The organism is Micromonospora lutea (assembly GCF_016863535.1).
Lineage (GTDB): Bacteria > Actinomycetota > Actinomycetes > Mycobacteriales > Micromonosporaceae > Micromonospora > Micromonospora lutea.
In genome coordinates, this window is record NZ_BOPB01000009.1 from 202,993 (window position 1) to 222,531 (window position 19,539).

At 71.8% G+C, this 19,539-nt stretch carries 20 protein-coding genes; 8 read left to right on the forward strand and 12 right to left on the reverse strand.

Annotated elements, in window-relative coordinates; translation table 11 throughout:
• Nucleotides 1-56: 56 nt before the first annotated feature.
• The 3 genes from Vlu01_RS08700 to Vlu01_RS08710 all read right to left on the reverse strand — a co-directional run bounded on the left by Vlu01_RS08700 (nucleotide 57) and on the right by Vlu01_RS08710 (nucleotide 2,619).
• Nucleotides 57-1,202, reverse strand: a complete 1,146-nt coding sequence (locus Vlu01_RS08700) for an RNA polymerase sigma factor (protein ID WP_203996386.1) — start codon at nucleotides 1,200-1,202, stop codon at nucleotides 57-59.
• A 6-nt stretch (nucleotides 1,203-1,208) separates the two neighbouring features.
• The gene (locus Vlu01_RS08705) at nucleotides 1,209-1,616 is read right to left on the reverse strand and encodes a YciI family protein (RefSeq protein WP_203996388.1); all 408 of its coding nucleotides are present in this window, start codon (nucleotides 1,614-1,616) and stop codon (nucleotides 1,209-1,211) included.
• Between the two features lie 124 nt (nucleotides 1,617-1,740).
• Nucleotides 1,741-2,619, reverse strand: a complete 879-nt coding sequence (locus tag Vlu01_RS08710; RefSeq protein WP_203996393.1) for a dihydrodipicolinate synthase family protein — start codon at nucleotides 2,617-2,619, stop codon at nucleotides 1,741-1,743.
• 70 nt (nucleotides 2,620-2,689) lie between these two features.
• On the opposite strand from Vlu01_RS08710, the gene Vlu01_RS08715 reads away from it, so the two are divergent.
• Nucleotides 2,690-3,598: a LysR family transcriptional regulator gene (locus Vlu01_RS08715; RefSeq protein ID WP_203996394.1), complete on the forward strand. Its 909-nt coding sequence runs from the start codon at nucleotides 2,690-2,692 to the stop codon at nucleotides 3,596-3,598.
• A gap of 86 nt (nucleotides 3,599-3,684) precedes the next feature.
• On the opposite strand, the gene Vlu01_RS08720 is transcribed toward Vlu01_RS08715, so the two are convergent.
• A complete protein-coding gene (locus Vlu01_RS08720) occupies nucleotides 3,685-4,773 on the reverse strand; it encodes a hypothetical protein (RefSeq protein ID WP_203996395.1) in 1,089 nt (362 codons plus the stop codon).
• Nucleotides 4,774-4,931: 158 nt separating this feature from the next.
• On the opposite strand from Vlu01_RS08720, the gene Vlu01_RS08725 reads away from it, so the two are divergent.
• Together Vlu01_RS08725 and Vlu01_RS08730 are read left to right on the forward strand one after the other, a co-directional pair.
• Complete coding sequence (locus tag Vlu01_RS08725; protein WP_239095790.1) at nucleotides 4,932-5,840, forward strand: aminoglycoside phosphotransferase family protein; 909 nt, start codon at nucleotides 4,932-4,934, stop codon at nucleotides 5,838-5,840.
• An 80-nt stretch (nucleotides 5,841-5,920) separates the two neighbouring features.
• On the forward strand, nucleotides 5,921-7,162 hold the full coding sequence (locus Vlu01_RS08730; protein ID WP_203996403.1) for an acyl-CoA thioesterase/bile acid-CoA:amino acid N-acyltransferase family protein: 1,242 nt from the start codon (nucleotides 5,921-5,923) through the stop codon (nucleotides 7,160-7,162).
• Nucleotides 7,163-7,201: 39 nt separating this feature from the next.
• Here Vlu01_RS08730 and Vlu01_RS08735 read toward each other — a convergent pair whose 3' ends face one another.
• The 4 genes from Vlu01_RS08735 to Vlu01_RS27510 form a co-directional block, all read right to left on the reverse strand.
• Nucleotides 7,202-9,286, reverse strand: coding sequence for a DUF4153 domain-containing protein (locus tag Vlu01_RS08735; RefSeq protein WP_239095791.1), 2,085 nt, complete (start codon nucleotides 9,284-9,286; stop codon nucleotides 7,202-7,204).
• Nucleotides 9,287-9,361: 75 nt separating this feature from the next.
• Entirely contained in the window at nucleotides 9,362-10,051 is a 690-nt protein-coding gene (locus tag Vlu01_RS08740) for a dihydrofolate reductase family protein (RefSeq protein ID WP_203996405.1), read from the reverse strand.
• A gap of 76 nt (nucleotides 10,052-10,127) precedes the next feature.
• The gene (locus Vlu01_RS08745) at nucleotides 10,128-11,402 is read right to left on the reverse strand and encodes an RNA polymerase sigma factor (protein WP_203997064.1); all 1,275 of its coding nucleotides are present in this window, start codon (nucleotides 11,400-11,402) and stop codon (nucleotides 10,128-10,130) included.
• Nucleotides 11,399-11,767 carry a YciI family protein gene (locus Vlu01_RS27510; RefSeq protein WP_239095793.1) on the reverse strand — a complete coding sequence of 123 codons (369 nt, stop codon included), beginning with the start codon at nucleotides 11,765-11,767 and terminating at the stop codon, nucleotides 11,399-11,401. Before Vlu01_RS27510 ends, Vlu01_RS08745 begins: the two co-directional genes overlap by 4 nt.
• A gap of 277 nt (nucleotides 11,768-12,044) precedes the next feature.
• Between Vlu01_RS27510 and Vlu01_RS08755 the strand changes: the two genes are divergently transcribed.
• Complete coding sequence (locus tag Vlu01_RS08755) at nucleotides 12,045-12,314, forward strand: hypothetical protein (RefSeq protein WP_203996407.1); 270 nt, start codon at nucleotides 12,045-12,047, stop codon at nucleotides 12,312-12,314.
• Nucleotides 12,314-13,351 carry a hypothetical protein gene (locus tag Vlu01_RS08760; RefSeq protein ID WP_203996408.1) on the forward strand — a complete coding sequence of 346 codons (1,038 nt, stop codon included), beginning with the start codon at nucleotides 12,314-12,316 and terminating at the stop codon, nucleotides 13,349-13,351. The genes Vlu01_RS08755 and Vlu01_RS08760 overlap by 1 nt, the downstream gene beginning before the upstream one ends.
• 95 nt (nucleotides 13,352-13,446) lie before the next feature.
• On the opposite strand, the gene Vlu01_RS08765 is transcribed toward Vlu01_RS08760, so the two are convergent.
• Both Vlu01_RS08765 and Vlu01_RS08770 read right to left on the reverse strand, forming a co-directional pair.
• Nucleotides 13,447-14,601, reverse strand: coding sequence for a hypothetical protein (locus Vlu01_RS08765; RefSeq protein ID WP_203996409.1), 1,155 nt, complete (start codon nucleotides 14,599-14,601; stop codon nucleotides 13,447-13,449).
• Nucleotides 14,598-15,125: a SigE family RNA polymerase sigma factor gene (locus Vlu01_RS08770; protein WP_203996410.1), complete on the reverse strand. Its 528-nt coding sequence runs from the start codon at nucleotides 15,123-15,125 to the stop codon at nucleotides 14,598-14,600. Before Vlu01_RS08770 ends, Vlu01_RS08765 begins: the two co-directional genes overlap by 4 nt.
• Nucleotides 15,126-15,268: 143 nt before the next feature.
• On the opposite strand from Vlu01_RS08770, the gene Vlu01_RS08775 reads away from it, so the two are divergent.
• From Vlu01_RS08775 to Vlu01_RS08785, 3 genes are read left to right on the forward strand one after another with little or no spacing between them, the layout of a single operon-like run.
• Nucleotides 15,269-15,628 (forward strand): GntR family transcriptional regulator, encoded by a 360-nt coding sequence (locus Vlu01_RS08775; protein WP_203996412.1) that lies wholly within the window; start codon nucleotides 15,269-15,271, stop codon nucleotides 15,626-15,628.
• Nucleotides 15,625-16,548, forward strand: a complete 924-nt coding sequence (locus Vlu01_RS08780; RefSeq protein WP_203996415.1) for an ABC transporter ATP-binding protein — start codon at nucleotides 15,625-15,627, stop codon at nucleotides 16,546-16,548. Before Vlu01_RS08775 ends, Vlu01_RS08780 begins: the two co-directional genes overlap by 4 nt.
• The gene (locus Vlu01_RS08785) at nucleotides 16,545-17,240 is read left to right on the forward strand and encodes an ABC transporter permease (RefSeq protein ID WP_203996417.1); all 696 of its coding nucleotides are present in this window, start codon (nucleotides 16,545-16,547) and stop codon (nucleotides 17,238-17,240) included. Before Vlu01_RS08780 ends, Vlu01_RS08785 begins: the two co-directional genes overlap by 4 nt.
• Before the next feature lie 51 nt (nucleotides 17,241-17,291).
• On the opposite strand, the gene Vlu01_RS08790 is transcribed toward Vlu01_RS08785, so the two are convergent.
• Both Vlu01_RS08790 and Vlu01_RS08795 read right to left on the reverse strand, forming a co-directional pair.
• Complete coding sequence (locus tag Vlu01_RS08790; RefSeq protein ID WP_203996419.1) at nucleotides 17,292-18,815, reverse strand: DUF6297 family protein; 1,524 nt, start codon at nucleotides 18,813-18,815, stop codon at nucleotides 17,292-17,294.
• Nucleotides 18,812-19,489, reverse strand: a complete 678-nt coding sequence (locus tag Vlu01_RS08795) for an ABC transporter ATP-binding protein (protein WP_203996421.1) — start codon at nucleotides 19,487-19,489, stop codon at nucleotides 18,812-18,814. Before Vlu01_RS08795 ends, Vlu01_RS08790 begins: the two co-directional genes overlap by 4 nt.
• Between the last annotated feature and the right edge of the window lie 50 nt (nucleotides 19,490-19,539).

Genomic DNA, 19,539 nt, shown 5'->3' on the forward strand with positions numbered 1-19,539 from the left:
CCGAGTCTGCTCCGAAACGATGCGGCCCCGCCAGCGATTACCGGCTGATCGACTGGTCAGGTGCGCAGGTCCGCGTTGAGTCGGGCGGCCTGGCGGGTGAGGTGGTCGCGTTCGGGGAGGCTGGCCGCCGATCGGGCGGCTTCGGCGTAGAGCCGGGCTGCCCGCGCCAGGTCACCGTCACGCTCGTGCAGGTAGGCGGCGACAGCGCGGTACCGGGGCAGGGCGGAGTCGAGTCCCGCCAGGGCGGCCAGGCCGGCTCTTGGTCCGTCCGCCTCACCGACCGCCACGGCCCGGTTGAGGCGGGCCACCGGGCTGTCGGTGAGCCGCACCAACTCGTCGTACCAGCCGACGATCTGCACCCAGTCGGTCTCCTCGGCCGTGCGGGCGTCGGCGTGCAGCGCGGCGATGGCGGCCTGCGCCTGATATTCGCCCAGGCGGTCGCGGGCCAGGGCGGTCTGGAGCACGTGCACCCCCTCGGCGATGAGGCGGGTGTCCCACCGGCTGCGGTCCTGCTCGGCCAGCGGAACCAGCCGGCCGCGGGAGTCGGTGCGGGCCGCGCGTCGGGCGTGGTGCAGCAGCATGAGCGCGAGCAACCCCGCCACCTCCGCGTGCCGGATCCTCGCCGCCAGTTGACGGGTGAGTCGGATCGCCTCCGCGGCGAGGTCGACGTCGCCGGAGTAGCCCTCGTTGAAGACCAGGTAGAGCACGCGCAGCACGGTGGCCACGTCACCCGGCTGGTTGAACCGCACCCCCGAGACGGTCCGCTTGGCGCGGCTGATCCGCTGAGCCATGGTCGGCTCCGGCACCAGGTACGCCTGGGCGATCTGCCGCGTGGTCAGACCGCCCACCGCGCGCAGCGTCAGCGCGACCGCCGAGGCCGAGGTCAGCGACGGATGCGCGCAGAGGAAGTACAGCGCGAGGGTGTCGTCCACCTCCTCGCCCGGGTCGGGCGGCGGCTCGGCCTGCACCAGCACCTCGCGTCGCCGTCGGGAGGTGTCGGCGCGGGTCGCGTCGACGAACTTCCGCCAGGACACGGCTACCAGCCAGCCCTTGGGGTCCCGTGGCGGGTCGGTCGGCCACACCCGTACCGCCTCGACCAACGCGTCCTGCACGGCATCCTCGGTCGCCGCGAAGTCGACCCCACGACGAACGAGGATGCCGATCACGGCGGGAGTGAGGGTCCGTAGCACGGCCTCCTCCACCCTGCGTTACTCCGCGATGGTCGGCGGTGCGGCCAGGAACGGCCTCACCTCGATCCACTCGTGCAGCGGCTCGCCGCCGACACCGGGTGCCGCGGACAACTCGGCGGCCAGTTCCAGCGCACGCTCGTAGGTGTCGACGTCGAGCACCATCCAGCCGGCGATCAGGTCCTTGGTCTCCGCGAACGGGCCATCGGTGACCGGTGGCCGCCCCTCGCCGTCGTAGCGGACGAACGTTCCCTCCGGGGAGAGCGCCTGACCGTCGACGAACTCGCCGGTGCCCTCCAGCCGTTCGGCGAAGTCCTGCATGTACTGCACGTGAGCCGAGATCTCCTCGGGTGTCCACTTGTCCATCGGCACGTCGGTCAGCGGGGTCGGGCCGCCACGGTAGTGCTTGAGCAGTAGGTACCTGGCCATCGGGTGCTCCTTGTCGGGTACGGCCATTATGGCCGCGTTCGCAGTGGGGACGAAGCTCGACTCGGCTTCTCGACATGCCCCGAGAAAAATCTTGGCGGAGTTTCGGACGACCTGTCCGCGCCGGTCACGCCGGCACTGCCGTCACCCCGCTCAGACAGGACAACGCTCGGGCGGTGGCCATCTGTGTGGCGGGCAGCAACGGAGGGCGGACCAGTGGCGTCGGGATGCGTCCCTGGGCGTGCAGCACCGCCTTGACGACGGCGGGATTGGGTTCGGCGAAGAGCGCGGCCGAGAGGGCGGCGAGTCGGTGGCCGAGCGGCCGGGCCCGCCGGACGTCGCCGGACCGCCAGGCCGCGACCAGGTCGGCGTAGGCGGCGGTGGCGAGGTGCGCGGAGGCCAGGATGCCGCCGTGTGCGCCGAGGGCGAGCAACGGCGAGATGTACGCGTCCTCGCCGCCGAGCACGGCGAAGCCGGGTGGCGGGTCGGCGAGGAGGGCGATGGTGTCGGCGTCGATGCCACCGACCGCGTGCTTGATGCCCACCAGCCCGGGCAGGCCGGCGAGGCGGCGCAGCGTGTCGGCGTGGAGCTGCTGCCCGGTGCGGTACGGGACGTGGTAAGCGACCAGCGGCACGGGGGAGTCCGCGGCCAGCCGGGCGTAGTGCGCGAGCACCGCCTCCTCGCCGGGGCGTAGGAAGGGCGGCACCAGGCAGAGTGCCGCCGTGACCTCGGGTCGCTCGGCGAGGGACCGCAGTTCCTGGTCGGTGTGCGCGCCGACCAGGAGACCGGCCCGGTGCTCCCGGCAGGCTGCGGCGATCGCGTCGACCACCGTGTGCTGTTCGACGGCGCTGAGGGCATGCGCCTCGGCGGTGGTGCCGAGGGCGACCAGACCGGCCGCGCCGGCCGTCAGCATCTCGTGGGCGAGCGTGCTCAGCGCGTCGAGGGCGACGCCCCCGCGCTCGTCGAACGGCGTGATCATGGGAACGTAGAGCCCGACAGGTGTCATGCTGCCAGCCTCCGACAGCAGAAGGTGAAGCACCAGTTCCGATTGCTCACCGAATACGTAAGCTGAACTGATGCTTGACGTCCGCCGCCTACGGCTGCTGCGGGATCTGTCCCGCCTCGGCACCATCGCCGCCGTGGCCGAGGCGCACACCTACACGCCGTCCGCCGTCTCCCAGCAACTCGCCGCGCTGCAGCGGGAAGCCGGCGTCGCGCTCCTGGCACGGGTCGGCCGGCGGGTCACCCTGACACCCACCGGGGAGGCGTTGGTCCGGCATGCCGAGGTGGTCCTCGCCGCACTGGAGGCGGCCGACGCGACCCTGGCCGCCGCGCGGGGCGGGCTCTCCGGCACGGTACGCATCGGCGCGTACCCCAGTGCCGTGCGTACGCTGCTGCTGCCCGCCCTGGTCGCGCTCGGCCGCGACCACCCCGGGCTCGACCTGATGGTCAGCGAACTGGACCCGGTCGCCGTACCCGACGCGTTGCGCGACCGGCGTCTCGACGTGGCCCTCGTGCACGACTACGACATCGTGCCCGTCGAGCCGGACCCCGCCCTGGACTCGGTGCCGTTGCTGGACGAGACCGTGTACCTGGCCGTCGGGGCGGCCCGGAGCCTCACCGGCGACCCGATGCGTTCGGTACGCGACGCGGACTGGATCGTGGGCAGCCCGGGCACGCTCTGCCACTCGGTGACCCTGCACGCGTGTGAGCTGGCCGGCTTCCGTCCGACCGTGCGGCACCACGCGGACGACTTCACCGCGGTGCTCGCCCTGGTCTCCGCCGGTCAGGGTGTCGGGCTGGTGCCCCAACTGGCTGTCGAGCGCCCGATCACCGGGGTGGTCCTCGTTCCCCTCACCATCCGACGGCGTACCCGGATCGCCTACCGGCAGGGTGCGGGTGAGCATCCGGCGGTGGCCGCGAGCGTCGTCGCGCTGCGGACCGCCGCCCAGGACCTGCCCGTCGAGCAGATGGTCGGGTGCTGAACGGACACCGAACTGCTGAACCCGCCGTCGGTCCCGCCCGGAGAGCCTGGGCGGGACCGACGGGCTCATGGGCGGGACCGACGGGCTCAGGCGCTCGACGAGAAGGTCGAGCTGTACTGGTTGTCCTGCAGACGGCCGTTGTTGGCGAAGCAGGCGACCGGCAGCACCGCATCGCTGCCGATCTGCGCCCACAGTTCCTGGATGGTGCAGTACGAGGGGCCGTCACCGATCGCGGTCACCTGCGCGGTGGTGTGCCTCTCGTGCAGGGCCGGGAACTTGACGATGGAGGTGCCGATACCCGTGGGACCGAAGCCGTTGGCGCCGACGCCGAGCGGGTACGAGTAGTTCGTCGGACCGGCGAACGGCGTCGCGAGGTACCCGAAGTACCTCGGCGGGCCGAACGACGCGTAGACCGAGCGCTCCCGGTGGAACGACACGGTGAAGTCGCTGTTCATCGCCGCGCCGGTGCCCGGGTCGTGGCAGGCGACGTAGACCACCACCTCCGCGTTGGACGCGCCCCAGCGGAGGATCTTGCATCGGCGCGGTTGTGCGTTCGGCTGCTGGGCGGTCACCTGCACGTTCCCGGACAGCTCACCGGTTGGTGCGCCGACCCCCGAGAGGCGCACGGCGTAGATGCCCACCCCGACGGTCGCGACGGTGACGGGCGCTCCGGTCGAGTTGTACGCCTGGACGAGGAGGTTGGACGTCACCTGCGCTGAGGCGTACGCGCCGACGCCCGCCGGCAGGACGCCGGAGCTGAACGTCCACAACACGGTGAACGGGGTGTCGGCCGGTGTGCCCCCGGGTCGGAAGCACTGCACGTCGACGACCTCGTCGGTGCCCGAGCCGTACCAGCGTACGAGTTCGCAGAACCGGCCGTCCCGTGCCACGGCGGTGACGTGCGCGTTGCCTCGGGCTCCCAGGCCGATGTTCGGGAATCGCACCAGGAACCGGCCGAGTGCCACCTTGCCGCCGGTGGCCGTCAGCCCTGGCGTCCAACTTCCGTACTGGTAGGCGGCGGGCAGTGGCGTCCAGGTCGGTGCCGTCGGATCTTTCACGTAAGCGAACCCGAAGCGGTCGGCGGTTGCGGCTGTGGCCGGGGTGACCGGACTCAACAGCGCCGCGGCCAGGATGACGGCCACGGCGGCGCAGAGATGGCGCAGGCGGAGATGCATCGTCGACTCCAATCGGCATGAATCGATGCTTGCTGCCACTCTGTCGGGCATCCGCCAAGAACACAGTCGGCTTGCCTACAGTCCGAGGTGGTCCTGTTACAGCCCGTGTGTCGAGGAATAGGGTGGCCCTACCGCGCGCTCGACGCAATGATCTCGACGTGACGCTGCATGAGGGTGAGATTCCGGTCGACGAGGGTGTCGTCAGGTCATTGTTGACGGATCAGTGTCCCCAGTGGGCACACCTACCGCTGTCCCGGGCGGGCGCGGGCACCGACAACACCATGTACCGGCTCGGCGACGACCTGCTCGTGCGACTTCCGCGCACCGCAGCCAAGGCATCGTCGTTGCGCAAGGAACTGCGCTGGCTTCCCCGATTCGCGCCCCTGCTCGCCTGCCGGATCCCGGAGCCGCGGCACACCGGCGTACCCACCGATGTCTTTCCGACTTCCTGGTCGGTCTACCGGTGGATCGACGGCGACGAGGTCGGGCCGGAGACCGTCTCGGACTGGGCGACCTTCGGCACCGACCTGGCGGCAGTGGTACGGGACCTGCACGCCGTGGACCTCATGGGGGCGACCCGGACGGGCGACCTCAGCTGGTACCGCGGGGGAGAACTGCGGGCCTGCGCCGACTGGGTCGGCGCTGCCCTCGCCGACTGCCGTGGCATCGTCGGCACGGAGATCGACGTCGACACGTTGGAACGGCTGTGGCAGATGGCGCTCGACCTGCCCGAGCCGTCCGGGCCCCAGGTGTGGCTGCACGGCGACCTCCGGCCCACCAACCTCCTGGTACGGCACGGCAGGCTGCACGCGGTGATCGACTTCGGTGGCCTGTCGATCGGGTTGCCCGACGCCGAGCACGCTCCCGTGTGGGACCTGCCGCCCGAGGCCCGCCGCGCCTACCGGAACGCCGTCGCCGTCGCCGACTCGACCTGGCTACGTGCCCGCGCCTGGGCGATCGCCGTGGCCGCCAGCGGCATTCCGTACTACCAGCACAGCTATCCGGCGTTCGTCGCCGAGTGCCGGGCCCGCCTCGAGGCCATCCTCACCGACGCGAGCGCGTCATGACGCTCCGGTGCCGAGCGTACGAGCGGCCACGACCGCTGAGCGGACAGGCGGAATGAACAGTCAACGATACGCTGTCGTCGATGTCGAGTCGGTCGAAGACGTACCGGATCCTGTCCGCCGTCGTGGCGGGGCTGCTGCTGGCGACCCTTCTCGTCGGTGACCGAGGTCGGGGCGGCTCGCCGCGCCTGCGCCTGGACGTGGCGCCGGCCGTCGCGCTCGCCGACCAGCCGCTGCGCGTACGGGTGACTGGCCTGGCCGCAGGGGAGCCGGTGGTGGTCGCCGCCGAGGCCCACGATCACTCGGGGCATCGGTGGCGTGCGGCGGCGACGTTCGTGGCCGACGCCAACGGTGTCGTCGACGTGTCGCGGGATGCCCCGGTGAAGGGTTCCTACTCGGGGGTGGACCCGATGGGTCTGTTCTGGTCGATGGATCCGCCCGACGGCGACGTCTCCTACTTCGCGCCGTTCTGGCCGCACGTACGGCGTGACTTCGCGGTCCGGCTGTCGGCCGAGGGTGGTGGGCGTGAGCCGGCCGTCGTCACCGTGCGGCGGGACTGGACGGCGGGCGAGGTCTCCTTCACCGAGCTGACGCCGACGACCCACGGGGTACGCGGGATGCTGGTGCTCCCGCCACCGGAGGTGCCTCGACGGAGCGGGGTGCTGTGGGTCGGCGGCTCGGAGGGCGGCGTCGGCGGGCTGTACGACGCGCCTTTGCTCGCCTCCCGAGGGCACCCGGTGTTGTGCCTGGCCTACTTCGGCGCTCCGGGCCTACCGGACAGCCTGCATGACATTCCGCTGGAGTACTTCGCCACCGCCGCCGAGCTGGTTGCCCCGTACTCCGATGGCGAGGTGGCGGTGATGAGCTACTCACGCGGCACCGAAGCCGCGTTGCTGCTGGCGCAACAGCGCCCGGACCTGGTGCGTGCCGTCGTCGTGTACGCGCCGAGCAGCGTCGTCCATCTCGATTACCCGTACACGGGAGCGCCCGCCTGGACCTACCGTGGCCGACCCGTCCCGACCGGCCGGATACCGGTCGACCGGATCGACGGACCGGTGCTGGCTGTCGCCGGCGAGGACGACCAACTCTGGGACGCGCCCACCTACGCCGCCGAACTGCTGCTGGCCCTGGGCGGCGGCCCGCCGCACCGGGCGTTGTTCTACCCGGATGCCGGTCACGGCGTCGGCACCTTTCCGTATCTGCCGTCGAAGACGGTGCACCGGGCACGTACCGGCGTGTACGCCCACGGCGGCACCCGGGCGGGTGACGCGGCCGCCCGTCGGGACGGGTGGTCCGAGGTGCTCGCCTTCCTCGGCGCCCTGTGACCGGCGGGAGCCGACCCGGTGGGGTCGGCTCCCGGGTGCTCAGCGGGGGGTCCGGTTCTTCGGCAGGTCGAACTGGTCGACGCGGCGGCAGTCACGCTGATTGCCGATCGCGTCGGGCCCCAGCCGGTCGAGCACCTCCCGGGCCCGCTGACGCCCCAGGTTCCAGGCGGGCCACGGGTCCGGCTCGGCCAGATCGTCGGCGATCCAGCTGAGCGTGCATCGGCGGACCGGATCGGGCAGGGTCGACAGGGCGGGAGTGGCGTCCGCGGAGAGCGCCCGCAGATACCAGGCGTCGATCCGGCCGGTCTGCTCGTACCGGGCGATGTTGCGGCGGGCCGCGTAGTCCTCCGGGTTCAGCGCCGCCAGGCTCAACAGCATCACCACCGCGAGGGCGGCGGTCAGCCGCGGAATCCACCCGCCGCGCCAACGGAGGCCGGCCACCAGGACCATCAGGAACACCGCACCGAGCAGCAGTTCGAACGCCATCACGAAGATCCGCTCGCCGGTGAAGCTGTAGACCTTCTGGTAGGTGTACATCCGTGACAGCGCCGACACCACGATGACCACGCTCAGCGCGCTGAGCAGGCCCAGCAGGATCCTCAACAGCAGACGGTCCAGCGGCCGGTCCCGACGTGCCCACCTGGTGACGCCGCCGAGCACCGCCAGGGCCAGTACGGTCACCACGATCAGTTGCCAGAATCCGCTGCGGGCGTACTCGGCGTAGCTGAGCCCGGTGTTCTCCAGCACGTGTCGTTGTCCGCCGAAGAGCACGGTGAACTGCACGGCGACGAAGCCGCCGAACAGCGTGGTCAGGGTGGCGATCGGCGGCGCCCACTCGACGAGCCCGATACTGCGTGCGGTGGGGCGGTCCACCGAGGACAGCTCCGGCGGGGCGGCGATCGTGTAGACGGCGGCCACCGCGATCAGGGCGCCGACGGCGGCCAGGAACAGCCACCGGAACACCCCGCCCACACTGATCTCCGGGATGAGGGCACCGAGCACCCGCGAGAAGGCGGCGTCGGCGGAGGAGAGCAGCGCCCCGAAGACGACCAGAACCACCACGGTGGTGACGACCGAACCGACGACTCGTCGGGTGGCCCCGGAGCCGCCGGGTGCCCGGACATGGGTACGCACCCACGGCAGTCCCCGGACCGCCGCGATCGGGGCGGCCACCAGGCTGAACAGGATCGATCGGAGGCGCACCCCACCGACGATCGCCAATGCGGTGCAGGCCAGCGCGCCCAGGACGCAGAACGTGACCAGCCACCAGGCGTTGCGGAAGGCCAGGACGGCGAGCAGCGCAAGGGCAGCGACGGCCCAACCGGTCCGCAGCCACCGTTCGGGCCGGGGGAGTTCGGCGATGTGGTGCCGCACCGCGACCGCGACGCCGACGGTGAGGACCAGGTAGCCGAGGAACCAGCCGAGGCCGGTGCGCCCCAACGGAACGAACGTGGCGACGCCGAGCGCCCCGGCCAGGACGGCCAGTGGGGTGGCCAGGTTCCGAGCCGGTGCCGGCCCGGGCCACACCCGGTCGAAGAAGGACGGCTGCCGCGGCATCGGCCGGAACGCGTACGGACCGGACGGTGGGTAGCCGAGTGCCACCGCCGGCGGAACCCGTGGCCCGGCCGGAGCCACCGGAGCGGTCCGGTCACCCGTCGCCGGATGACCCGCCGCCGTGCTGCCGACCGTCGACGCGGCCGGGGGCCTCGGTGCGGTCGCCGGGCCGTCGGTCGTGGGCGCGGCACCGGGTTCCGGGGTGGTCGCCGCAGTGCTGGCGACAGGTGGGTCCGCCGTCGCCGGGTCCGTGTCGGTGAGCGCCACCGGGCGCGCTGCCGTGCGCTGCGTCGGTGCCACGGGACTGGCCGGGCTCACGCCCTCCGGTACCAGGGGCAGGAAGATGGCGTAGCCCTGCGTGCCGGGCGGGACGGTGACCGGAATCGCCCAGGCGGGCTGGTCGGTCGGTCCGGGCCAGACGATGGGCGTCAGCCCGTCCGTGGGTGGCATGACCAGCAGCCGGGGCGCCGTCGCAGCCGGCGGCGCGGCGGCCTCGGCGTCGGCTTCGACGGGAAGTTCGTCCGATTCCCCGGGACTCGGGGAGCGGTCGACGGGTGGCGGCTCGGACACCGCGCCTCCTAGATCGACATGTGTGTCGTCACTGTAGGCCCCGTCACGCCGTCCCGTCGTCCCGCCGCGCACGACCTACGGGGTGCCGGTACCCCTGCCACGGTCGTCGAGGACCAGCGGGGCGCGCCCGCGCACCGTGTACCGGGCGTGGGTGACCTGCGGGCTGGCCACCACCCGGTCGGCGGTGAGCTCGATCGCCTCGAATTCGTCGAGACCCAGGTCGTCGAAGAGCCGGAGCCCGGCACCGAGGACGACCGGCACCACGTGCAACTCCAACTCGTCGAGCAACCCCGCCCGCAACACCTGTCGGACCAGGCTGCCGCCGCCGGCCACCGCGACGTTCCGGTCACCGGCTGCCGCGCGTGCCTGGGTCACCGCGCTGGTCAGTCCGTCGGTGACGTAGGTGAAGCTGGTGCCGCCCTGACGATGCAGTGTCGGGCGGGGCCGGTGGGTCACCACGAAAACCGGAGCGCGGAACGGCGGGTCGTCGCCCCACGGCACCTCGCCGCCGTCGGCCATCCGCCGTCCCATCACGTACGCGCCGGCCGCGGCGAACGACTCGGCGATGATCTCGGAGTCGGCGTCGTGTCGACCGCCGGCGAAGCCCTGCCGTTCGCGCCACGCCGTCGCTTCGGTGGCCCACCGGGTCACCCGGAAGAACCCGTGGCTCTCCGCCGACCGCAGCCAGTCGCCGTCGCCGTCGTGCCGTGGGCCGGCGTAGTAGCCGTCCAGCGACACCGACAGTTGGGCGGTCACCTTCGTCATGTCCGTTCCTCCCGGATCTGGCGGCATCCACCGTGGGTGCCGACCTACCGATGAATCGGAGCCGGATCAGTGGCTTCTACCGGATGGGCAGGTGACCTGGGTCACATCGGCCGGGGCTCGGGTCGCTCATGGCGGCGGCTCGGCGCAGCAGGTACCGCCGTTCGGGTTCGCTGCCGGCGTGCCGCGCCGCTTTCCGCCATTCGGCTGCGGCGGTCCGGTCGTCGGCGAGTTCCAGCAGGTGGGCGCGGACAGCGTGTAATCGGTGGTGTCCGGCCAGCAGCCCCGATTCCACCTCGGACAGCAGGGCCAGCCCGGCGGCGGGCCCGTGGACCATGCCCACCGCCACCGCCCGGTTCAGCGTGACGACCGGGTTGGGTGCGAGGTGTTCCAGCAACTCGTAGAGGGCGAGCACCTGCGGCCAGTCGGTGGCCTCGGTGCTGGGTGCCTCGGTGTGCACCGCCGCGATGGCGGCCTGGAGCCGGTACGGCCCCGGCGGCGAGCCGGTCAGGCTCCGCTCGACAAGTGCGCGTCCCTCGTCGATCGCTGTTCGGTCCCACCGGGTGCGGTCCTGCTCGGCCAGCGGCACCAGTTCGCCGTCCGGGCCGACCCGGGCCGCTGCTCGGGCCTCGGTGAGCAGCATCAGCGCGAGCAGGCCGGCGGTCTCCCCGTCGCCGGGCAGTTGCTCATGGAGCCGGCGGGTCAACCGTAGGGCCTGGCCGGTCAGGTCGGCGCGACGCAACTGGGGGCCGCTGCTGGCGCTGTATCCCTCGTTGAACATCAGGTACAACACCTGGCGTACGACGGCCAGCCGCGCCTTGCGTTCCGCCTCCGCCGGCGGGGTGAACCGGGCACCCGCCTCCCGGAGTCGCAGTTTGGCCCGCGATATGCGTTGCCCCATGGTCCGCTCCGACACCAGGAAGGCGGCGGCGACCTCGGCGGTGGTGAGTCCACCCACCGCGCGCAGGGTCAGCGCCAACTGCGCGGGCGCGGGCAGGGCCGGATGGCAGCAGAGCAGGAACAACTCCAGCAGGTCGTCGCGGGGTGCCGGGACATCGGGCGGTGCGGCGAACAGCGTGTCGCGCGGCGTGAGGTCCAGCGCCGTGCGCTCGCGGCGGGTACGGGCGGCCTCGGCGCGTACCAGGTCGACGTAGCGGCGGGCGGCAACGGTGTGCAGCCAGCCCGACGGGCGTTCGGGTACGCCGTCGAGCGGCCATCTCTCGACTGCGGCGACGAGTGCCTCCTGCACGGCGTCCTCGGCCCGGCCGAAGTCGCCGTACCGGTGGGCGAGCGTGGCCAGCACCTGCGGCGCGAGCCGGCGCAGCAGGTCGGTGGTGGCGTGGTCGAGGCTCAGTGGTCCGCTCCGTCGCCGGACATCAGAGGCCAGATCTCGATGCCGCCGCTGGTGGTGCCGAAGCGCGTACCCGGGTAGTCGCGGGCGATTTCCAGCGCCCGCTGCTCGTTGTCGACGTCGACCACGAAGTACGAGCCGACGTACTCCTTGGCCTCCAGGTAGGGCCCGTCGGTGACCACCGGGGTGTCGTCGACGATCCGCACCGAGCGGGGCCGTGACACCAGCCCCTGGACGTCGACCAACTCCCCGGAAGCGCGCAGCGCCTCGTTGAAGGCGTCGACCTGATTGATCAGAGTGGTCAGGTCGCCGTCCGGGAGGCTGCCCCAGATCTCCTCGTTGCCGTAGATCAACATCAGATACTTCACGGGCCAAGCCTCCACAAAGGTCGATATGTCCGGAAACGGACAAGACGTCAGTGCTTTCCCTGACGCACTGTTGTAGCAGGTAGAGAGGCTGCGGATGGCGGGCCACATCCGATCCTCCGGCCGGAATCGGGACTGTGACGTCCCGCCGGCCGCCAGCACGGATTCCGCCGGGCCACGCCGCCGCGCGGTCCGGCTCCGGCCCGTCGTCGCGGACCAGCCTGCACCGACGGTGTTGCGCCGCTGGTCACGACGACGACCAAGCCAGGAAGGAGCCGCCATGGCCGCTCCCACCGCCAACGCCTCGATGAACTCCACCACCTACTCACCGGGTGAGCAGATGCTGCTGACCGTCAACTACGGCGACCCGGACAACCAGCGGCTCACCGTGACGGTCACCGTGGCCGACGCGCAGGGCAATCGCAGCGCCCCCGTCTCGGTGACCGCCGTGCTCGACCCACTCACCATCACCGTCGCCGACGACTCGGGACGCACCTGGTCCCGGGTCTCCGACAGTGGCTCGGTGGCTGTCTTCCGGGCGGTGGCGTGATGCCGAGGGTGACCGTCACCGTGCGGGACTCCACCAGCCGGACCGCCACCACCACCGTCGCCTACACCGTGCTGCCGCCCGTACTGGGTGGTTACTACCTCTCCGGCGGCGCGGACCCGACGGCCGACATGGCCGGTGGCAACTTCCGGTCGCTGACGCAGTACCGCAGCTTCGCCGACGCGTACATCTTCCCCGGCTACAACCGGTCCTGGCTGGTCACCCTGGGCCAGGCCGGGGTGCAGCTCAACATGGTGCTCGAACTGAAGCACTACGGCGCGCCCGACACCGGGCCACAGACCTTCAGCGTCGACGGGGTGACGTACACCGTGCCGGCTCCGGCGATGACCATCCAGCAACGGCCCGGCGCGGTCTGGCCGAAGGCGTACGGCTACGGTCAGGTCCTCGCCGGACAGTGCGACGGGCTGTTCGCCCGGGCGTTGTCGCAGTACCGGACGATGGGCTTCGGGGTGAACATCCAGCTCGCCTCCGAACTGGACACCGACCACGAGTTCGGCACCACGGAGGCGGGCAAGGCGTACACCTGGGCCGAGTCGGACGCTCGGGCGGTGCAGGCGGTGACCTACATCGTCAACTGGTTCCGGGCCAAGGGGTTGCCCCAGGGCACCACCTTCTCGGTCGGGCTCGGCGGCTTCGACCGGGACTGCTTCCGGCGCACCCACCCCGAGGCGCTGATGACACGGCTGGACTACCTTCAGTGGAACGTCTACGCGACCAGTCCCAGCCACACGGCGCTGGAGCGGTTCCGGCGCACCAAGGACTGGGCGGTGGCCGATCTCGGCCCGGTCGCGTTGTCCCGTCCGGTGTTGATCGCCGAGTGGGGCGTCCGGGTCATCGAGATCCCGGACCAGGCAGCCTGGATCGCCACCGTGCCGCCGGCCATCGCCCGGCTCAACGCCGAGCGCGGCCCGATCATCGCCCGGACGAACTACTTCAACTCCGGCTGGGGCACCCTCAGCCCGAAGGCGACCGGGCTGGCCGCGCTGCGGGCCGCGTACGCCCGGCCGCCGTACGGCTGATCCCGGTACGCCGGTCCGGTCCGGCGTGACAACCGATCGGACCGGCGTGCCCGGCCGCGCCGACCCCCGTCAGGTCCGACCCGCGTGGCACCGGCTCAGCGCGACGGCGGCCGGCCGAGCAGGTCGGTCATGACGTCCAGCAGCTCCGGGGTGAGCGCCTCGAGACCGTTGACGCTGCGGCACGGCTCGTGCCGGATCCAGAACTCGGCCGTCTCGCCGGTGGCGTCGGCCACGGTCAACGTGTCGAACAGGGTCGGTTCCTCGTAGTCCGGCCAGTCACCGCAGCGGCTGCTCTTGGCCGGCCGGTCGAGGGCCTGGTTGAGCACGGCCCGCACCTCGTCCGCGCCCGCGCGCCGCCGCTGCTGCCCGACCAACTCGCCGGTCTGGCCGCGCACCTCGTACCGGCAGGCGGTGACCTCGATCAGCGGCGTCGGCAGGGCGAGGTACGGGTCGCTGTTGTTGAGCCTGATCCGGCTCAGTGGGCCGTCCTCGGAGTTCTTCCGCATTCGCTTGACGGGGAACGTGTCCGCGCAGGCCGGGGTGGTGACGGTGGCCGGGTCGGTCGTCGCGGCGAGTTGCGCCCGGTACCGGTCGAGGAACGCCGCGATCACCCCGAAGTCCACCCCCCGACCGTGGGTGGCAGTGACCGCCACCCGGCAGTTCTCGTCCGTCCAGACCGTGACCGGCTCCCGGTCGGGGTAGCGCAGCACCAGAGCCGTCTCCTCGTAGGTGGCCTTGGCCGTGCACATCATCTGCTCGCCGGCCGGCAGCGGTCGACCTCGACCGTCCTGCTGGGTCGGGGGCTGGGCGTTGAGCAGCCGGACGATCTCGTCGACCCCGGTGGTGAGGGTCCGGGGGCCGATCCGGCTCGCCGGATGGGGCCCACTGCCGACCGGCACCTGGCAGCTGGTGACCTCCACCGCCCCGGTGGGTACCAGCGGCTCGTCGTCGCCGTAGCGTACGGAGGTCAGGTCGGGTCGGGTGTCGAAGCCGGTCGGACAGGCCGCCGCACCCTGCGGGCTCGGCGTGGTTGCCGGTGCGCCCCGGTCGCGGTCGGGAGCGGCCACCAGCGTCGGCAGGCCGACGCCCAGGCCGACGGTCAGCGCGACCGCCGCCGCCGCGCCGCCGGCCATCCGGCGACGGTGCCGGCGTACCCGGACGCCGACCTCGGCGACCCGGTCCGGCGGTGCGGCCAGCGGTGGTACGGCCCCGGCGAGCAGCCCTCGGATGTCCTCGTCGTCGCGGGTCACGGCACGACCTCCCGGTTGGTGAACAGGCTCAGGTCCGGATCCGTACGCAGGCTGCGCAGCGCGCGCGACGACTGCACCTTCACCGTGTTCGGCGAGCAGCCCAGCACCTGGGCGGTCCGTTCCACGGAGAGGTCCTCGGCGTAACGCAGCACCACGATCGCCCGCTGCTGGCGGCTGAGCCGGGCCAGCGCCCGGCGCACCGCGTCCCGGTCGGCCGACTCCCGGGCCAGGTCACCGGGACCGGTGTTGTCCGGCGGGGTGGCGGCCGGGAACTCGGTCCGCCACCGGCGACGCCACCAGGAGACGTAGGTGGTGAACAGCGCCCGACGCAGGTACGCCTCGGGGTGCCCGGCCGCGACCACGGTCGGCCAGCGCCGCCACGCCGTGGTCAGCACGGTCTGGAGCAGGTCCTCGGCGCGGCCGGCGTCGCCGGTGAGCAGCCAGGCTGAGCGCAGCAGCGCACCGGACCGGGCCGCCACGAAGTCGGCGAAGCCCTCCGGTGGCGCCGGGTACCTGTCGGTCATGCGTACCTCCCGACAGGTAGACGCGTCGATCGGGTCGGAAGGTTAACGCCGTCACCTGTCCCTTGACAGTGACGCCACTCTGGTTGCATGGTTAGTTACATGAGTAATGAACCAGCTAACCATGAACGGCGTTGGTGGACGTGATGGAGGACGGCCGACCGATCTTTCTCCAGATCGCGGAGCTGCTGGAGAACTCGATCCTGGACGGGACCCTCGCCGAGGAGAGCCAGGTGCCCTCGACGAACGAACTGGCCGCCTTCCACCGGATCAACCCCGCGACCGCCGCCAAGGGGGTCAACAAGCTGGTCGACGACGGAACTCTCTACAAGAAGCGAGGAATCGGCATGTTCGTCTCTCCCGGCGCCCGAGCCAAGCTCCGCAGCCGGCGCCGCGACGAGTTCGCCCGGCAGTACGTCCGGCCGCTGCTGACCGAGGCGCGCAAGCTCGGCATCGAACCAGCCGAACTCAAGAAGATGATCGACACCTGGGAGGAGGGCCGATGAGCGCGGTGGCCACCGTCACGAATCTGACCAAGCGGTACCGGGGGGTCACCGCTCTGGACGGGGTGAGCTTCGCGCTCACCGAGAACCGGATCCACGGCCTGTTGGGGCGTAACGGGGCCGGCAAGACCACTCTGATGCAGATCCTCACCGCACAGAACTTCGCCACCAGCGGGGAGGTCTCCGTCTTCGGAGAGCACCCGTACGAGAACGAACAGGTGCTCTCCCGGATCTCCTTCATCAAGGAGAGCCAGACCTACCCGTCGAGCCTTCGGGTCACCCACGTCCTGCGGGCGGCCCGCCTGGTCTATCCGAACTGGGACGAGGAGTACGCCCAACGACTGGTCGACGTGTTCCAGTTGCCGGGTGGGCGCAACGTCCGCAAGCTCTCCCGCGGCATGCTCTCCGCACTCGGTATCGTCGTCGGTCTCGCCTCGCGGGCCCCACTGACCTTCTTCGACGAGCCCTACCTGGGCCTGGACGCCGTGGCCCGGCAGCTCTTCTACGATCATCTGCTGGCCGACTACACCGAACATCCCCGCACCATCGTGCTGTCGACCCACCTCATCGACGAGGTCAGCGACCTGATCGAGCACGTGCTGCTGATCGACCAGGGGCGGCTCCTGCTGGACATCGAAGCGGAAGCCCTGCGCGGCCAGGTGGTCACCGTCTCCGGCCCGGTCGCGGCGGTGGACGAGTTCACCCGTACCGGCACCGAACTGCACCGGGCGTCGCTCGGCGGGACAGCACGCGCCACCGTACGCGGCGACTTCGGCCCGGCCGCCCACGATCGCGCCCGGTCCCTGGGTCTCGGCCTCGAACCGTCCTCGCTCCAGGACATCGTCGTTCGCCTGACCACGTCGAACAACGGGCACGCGGCAGGTGCCGGCAGTGCCACCGCCAACAAGGAGGCTGCCCGATGAATCGCGCCCTGACCGTGGCCCGGCTGCAGTTCGTCGTCTGGCGCGCCGTGATCGGTTGGCCCTGGGGCATCCTCGCGCTGAGTTTCCTCATCAACCTGGCCCTGTTCAGCGCGATGCAGGAGAACGAGGACTTCGAGCCGACCACCGGTGGGCTGATGAGCATCTACATCGTGATGCTCATCGCCAGCATCAGCGCGATCCTCCAGGATTTCCCGTTCGCCCTCGGGCTGGGCGTGTCACGCCGCAGCTTCTACCTCGGCAACGTGCTCCAGTTCACCGTGCAGGCGCTCGTCTACGCGGCGGTTCTCTATCTGCTGGCCGGCGTTGAGGAGGCCACCGACGGGTGGGGAGCCAACCTGCGCTTCTTCGGCCTGCCCTTCCTCGTCGTGGAGAACCCGGTGCTGCGGTTCCTCGGCTTCGCGATCCCGTTCCTGCTGCTCGGCTTCATCGGCATCGCGATCGCCCTGGTCGCCAAGCGTTGGGGAGCCAACGGCCTGCTGACGTTGAGCGCCGTCGTGTTGGCGGGAATCGGTGGGCTCGCCGTGCTGGCCACCTGGCGAGGCTGGTGGTCGGCGATCGGCGACTGGTTCGCCGATCAACCTGGCTGGGCTCTGCTGGTGGGGTGGCCGGCGCTGGTGACCCTGGTCCTCGCCGCCGTCAGCTACCTGGTCATTCGACGGGCGACGCCCTGAGCGCCGACGCACACGTGCTGCCCGATGGTCGTGGCCCGGCTGCCTGCCGGGTCACACCTGCGGACGACGCCGATCGACCCCGAAGTACAGATAGGCCAGGACAGCGGCGGCGGAAAGCGCGGCCTGGACACCGACCCACCCCCAGCCGGGGCTCGTCGGTCCCAGCAGGGCGAGCAACGTGGGCGCCGCGAACATGAGCACGTCGGAGCCGTTGAGCAGCCACAGCACCGGGCCGGGCGGGAACGCGCCCATCGGCGTCTCCAGCAACGGCAGCGCGTTGTCGATCCGGCCGGCCTGCGCCCGCCGTACCGCGATCATCGCGGCCGTCGGACCGAACGCCACACCCAGCGCCCACCAGGGCCCAGGCGGCAGGCCGCCCAGCATCCCCAGCGTCAGCATCGCCAGCCCGGACCAGGCGGTGGCCAGCACCGCCGGCACGACCAGCCGGATCGCCACCGCCCGCTGCCCGGTCAGCCCGAGCAGTCGCAGCAGCGCCGGCTGGGCCGCGTCGCGGCGCAAGCCGCCGAGGGTGACCCCGGCCGCGGTCACCGCCCCCACCACCAGGGTCGCCACCGGCAGCCAGTCGGAACCGGTGCTGAGCAGGGCGGGCAGCGCCGCCGTCGCGAACAACCAGCCGGACCGCCACCCGCGCCGGCGAAGCACCAGCAGATCGTGTTGCAGCGGCACGAGACGACCGCGTCGAGGGCGCAACGGCAGGGACCGCAGCGCCCGGCGCCGCCAGTACCGCCGCTCGCGCAGATCGGCGACGAACGACGGTTCGACGGCGTACGCGGCGTCCAGGTAGGTGCCGACGGTCAGCGACGGCTCGTGCAGCCGTACGTCCGGGAAACGCTCCAGATCACGCACGGTCAGCACGGTGAGCGCCACCGCTGCGGCCAGCGCGGCGAGGGCGAACGGCAGCGGCACCGTCACCACGGGCAGCGACGGCAACGCTCGTACCCGAGCGAACAGCACCGTCGCGCCCGCCACCACCAACAGCGCCGGCAACACCGCGTCCGCCACCCGGGCGTACGTCGTGCGCCGCTGGGCGGCCACCGCGAACAGCGCGAGGAGCACCCCGACCGCCGTACCCAGCACGAGCCAACCGGCCAACGCGGGGCCGGTGACCGGGCGGGTGGCCAGCCGGGCGGACCCGGTCGACGCCAACACCGCGCCGGCGACCACCCCGACGGCCAGCACCCGGACCAACGCCGGCAGCAGCAGGCCACGGCGGCCGACGGGTGTCGGCAGCAGCCAGGTCAGCTCACCCCGCCCGAGGACCAGCGGCCCCATCTGGCGCAGCAGCAGCACCAGGCCGGCCGCGCCCGCGCCCAGCAGCACCACCACCACGAACCGGTCCGACGCCGGTGCGGCGTCCGCCGGCCAGAGAGCGGACCCGAGCCGGGGACCGATCATCGCCACCGTGACGGCCACCGTCAGCAGCAGGACGTACGCGGATTCCAGGGAGAGCGCGGGCCCCCGCTCGGCCCGCCGCCGCCGGACCCAGCGGCGCACCCGTCGGGCGCTGGACAGCTGCGTGGCCACCCGGGTCGGCGGTTCGACGGTCCGCGTCATGCGCTGACATCGGGCCGGGGCCGGCCCGGATCGTCCGGCATCGGCGCACCGCTGTGCAGCCGGATGACCGGGCAGTCGAGCGCCGCCACGAAGACCGGATCATGGCTGGCCAGCAGCACACTGCCGCCGATCGCCCGGTGCTCATCGAGCAGGCCGGCCACCACCGGGCGGATCGCCGAGTCGAGTCGCTGCTCCGGCTCGTCGAGCACCAGCAGCTCGGCCGGTCGGGCCAGGGCGGTGGCCAGCAGCAGGCGCTGTCGCTCACCGGAGGAGAGCCGATCCGGGGTGCTGTCACCGAGATCGTTGAGGCCCAGCACGTCGAGCAGTTCGTCCACCCGGCCGTCGGTCGGGTCGTCCCCACCGGCGAGCCGGACCAGCTCGACGTGCTCGCGGACGGTGAGGCCGGCGTACCAGCTGGGCTGCTCCACGGTGGTCACCACCCGCCGCCAGAACGAGGCCGTGCCATCCGGTGCGGCGCCGAACACCCGCACCCGGCCCGCGCTCGGCTCGACCAGCCCGGTCACGCAGCGCAGCACTGTCGACTTTCCCGCGCCGTTCTCCCCGACCAGGCAGAGCGCACCGCCGGGCGGCAGGTCGAAGCCGACGTCGCGCACCACGGTCACGCTGCCGTACGCGACGCGCAGCCCCACCACTGTCACGACCGGCTCGTCCACCGGCCCACCCTAGATCGACGGGGCAAGCCGCACGGACCCGGCGGGTTCCT

Excerpts from the sequence above, each read along its gene's own strand:
- Vlu01_RS08770 (WP_203996410.1), bottom strand. The coding sequence starts at position 15,125 with ATGACCGACAGGTACCCGGCGCCACCGGAGGGCTTCGCCGACTTCGTG.
- Vlu01_RS08775 (WP_203996412.1), top strand. The coding sequence starts at position 15,269 with ATGGAGGACGGCCGACCGATCTTTCTCCAGATCGCGGAGCTGCTGGAG.
- Vlu01_RS08790 (WP_203996419.1), bottom strand. The coding sequence starts at position 18,815 with ATGACGCGGACCGTCGAACCGCCGACCCGGGTGGCCACGCAGCTGTCC.
- Vlu01_RS08720 (WP_203996395.1), bottom strand. The coding sequence starts at position 4,773 with ATGCATCTCCGCCTGCGCCATCTCTGCGCCGCCGTGGCCGTCATCCTG.
- Vlu01_RS08780 (WP_203996415.1), top strand. The coding sequence starts at position 15,625 with ATGAGCGCGGTGGCCACCGTCACGAATCTGACCAAGCGGTACCGGGGG.
- Vlu01_RS08705 (WP_203996388.1), bottom strand. The coding sequence starts at position 1,616 with ATGGCCAGGTACCTACTGCTCAAGCACTACCGTGGCGGCCCGACCCCG.
- Vlu01_RS08740 (WP_203996405.1), bottom strand. The coding sequence starts at position 10,051 with ATGACGAAGGTGACCGCCCAACTGTCGGTGTCGCTGGACGGCTACTAC.
- Vlu01_RS08715 (WP_203996394.1), top strand. The coding sequence starts at position 2,690 with ATGCTTGACGTCCGCCGCCTACGGCTGCTGCGGGATCTGTCCCGCCTC.
- Vlu01_RS08760 (WP_203996408.1), top strand. The coding sequence starts at position 12,314 with ATGCCGAGGGTGACCGTCACCGTGCGGGACTCCACCAGCCGGACCGCC.
- Vlu01_RS08755 (WP_203996407.1), top strand. The coding sequence starts at position 12,045 with ATGGCCGCTCCCACCGCCAACGCCTCGATGAACTCCACCACCTACTCA.
- Vlu01_RS08710 (WP_203996393.1), bottom strand. The coding sequence starts at position 2,619 with ATGACACCTGTCGGGCTCTACGTTCCCATGATCACGCCGTTCGACGAG.
- Vlu01_RS08730 (WP_203996403.1), top strand. The coding sequence starts at position 5,921 with ATGTCGAGTCGGTCGAAGACGTACCGGATCCTGTCCGCCGTCGTGGCG.
- Vlu01_RS08785 (WP_203996417.1), top strand. The coding sequence starts at position 16,545 with ATGAATCGCGCCCTGACCGTGGCCCGGCTGCAGTTCGTCGTCTGGCGC.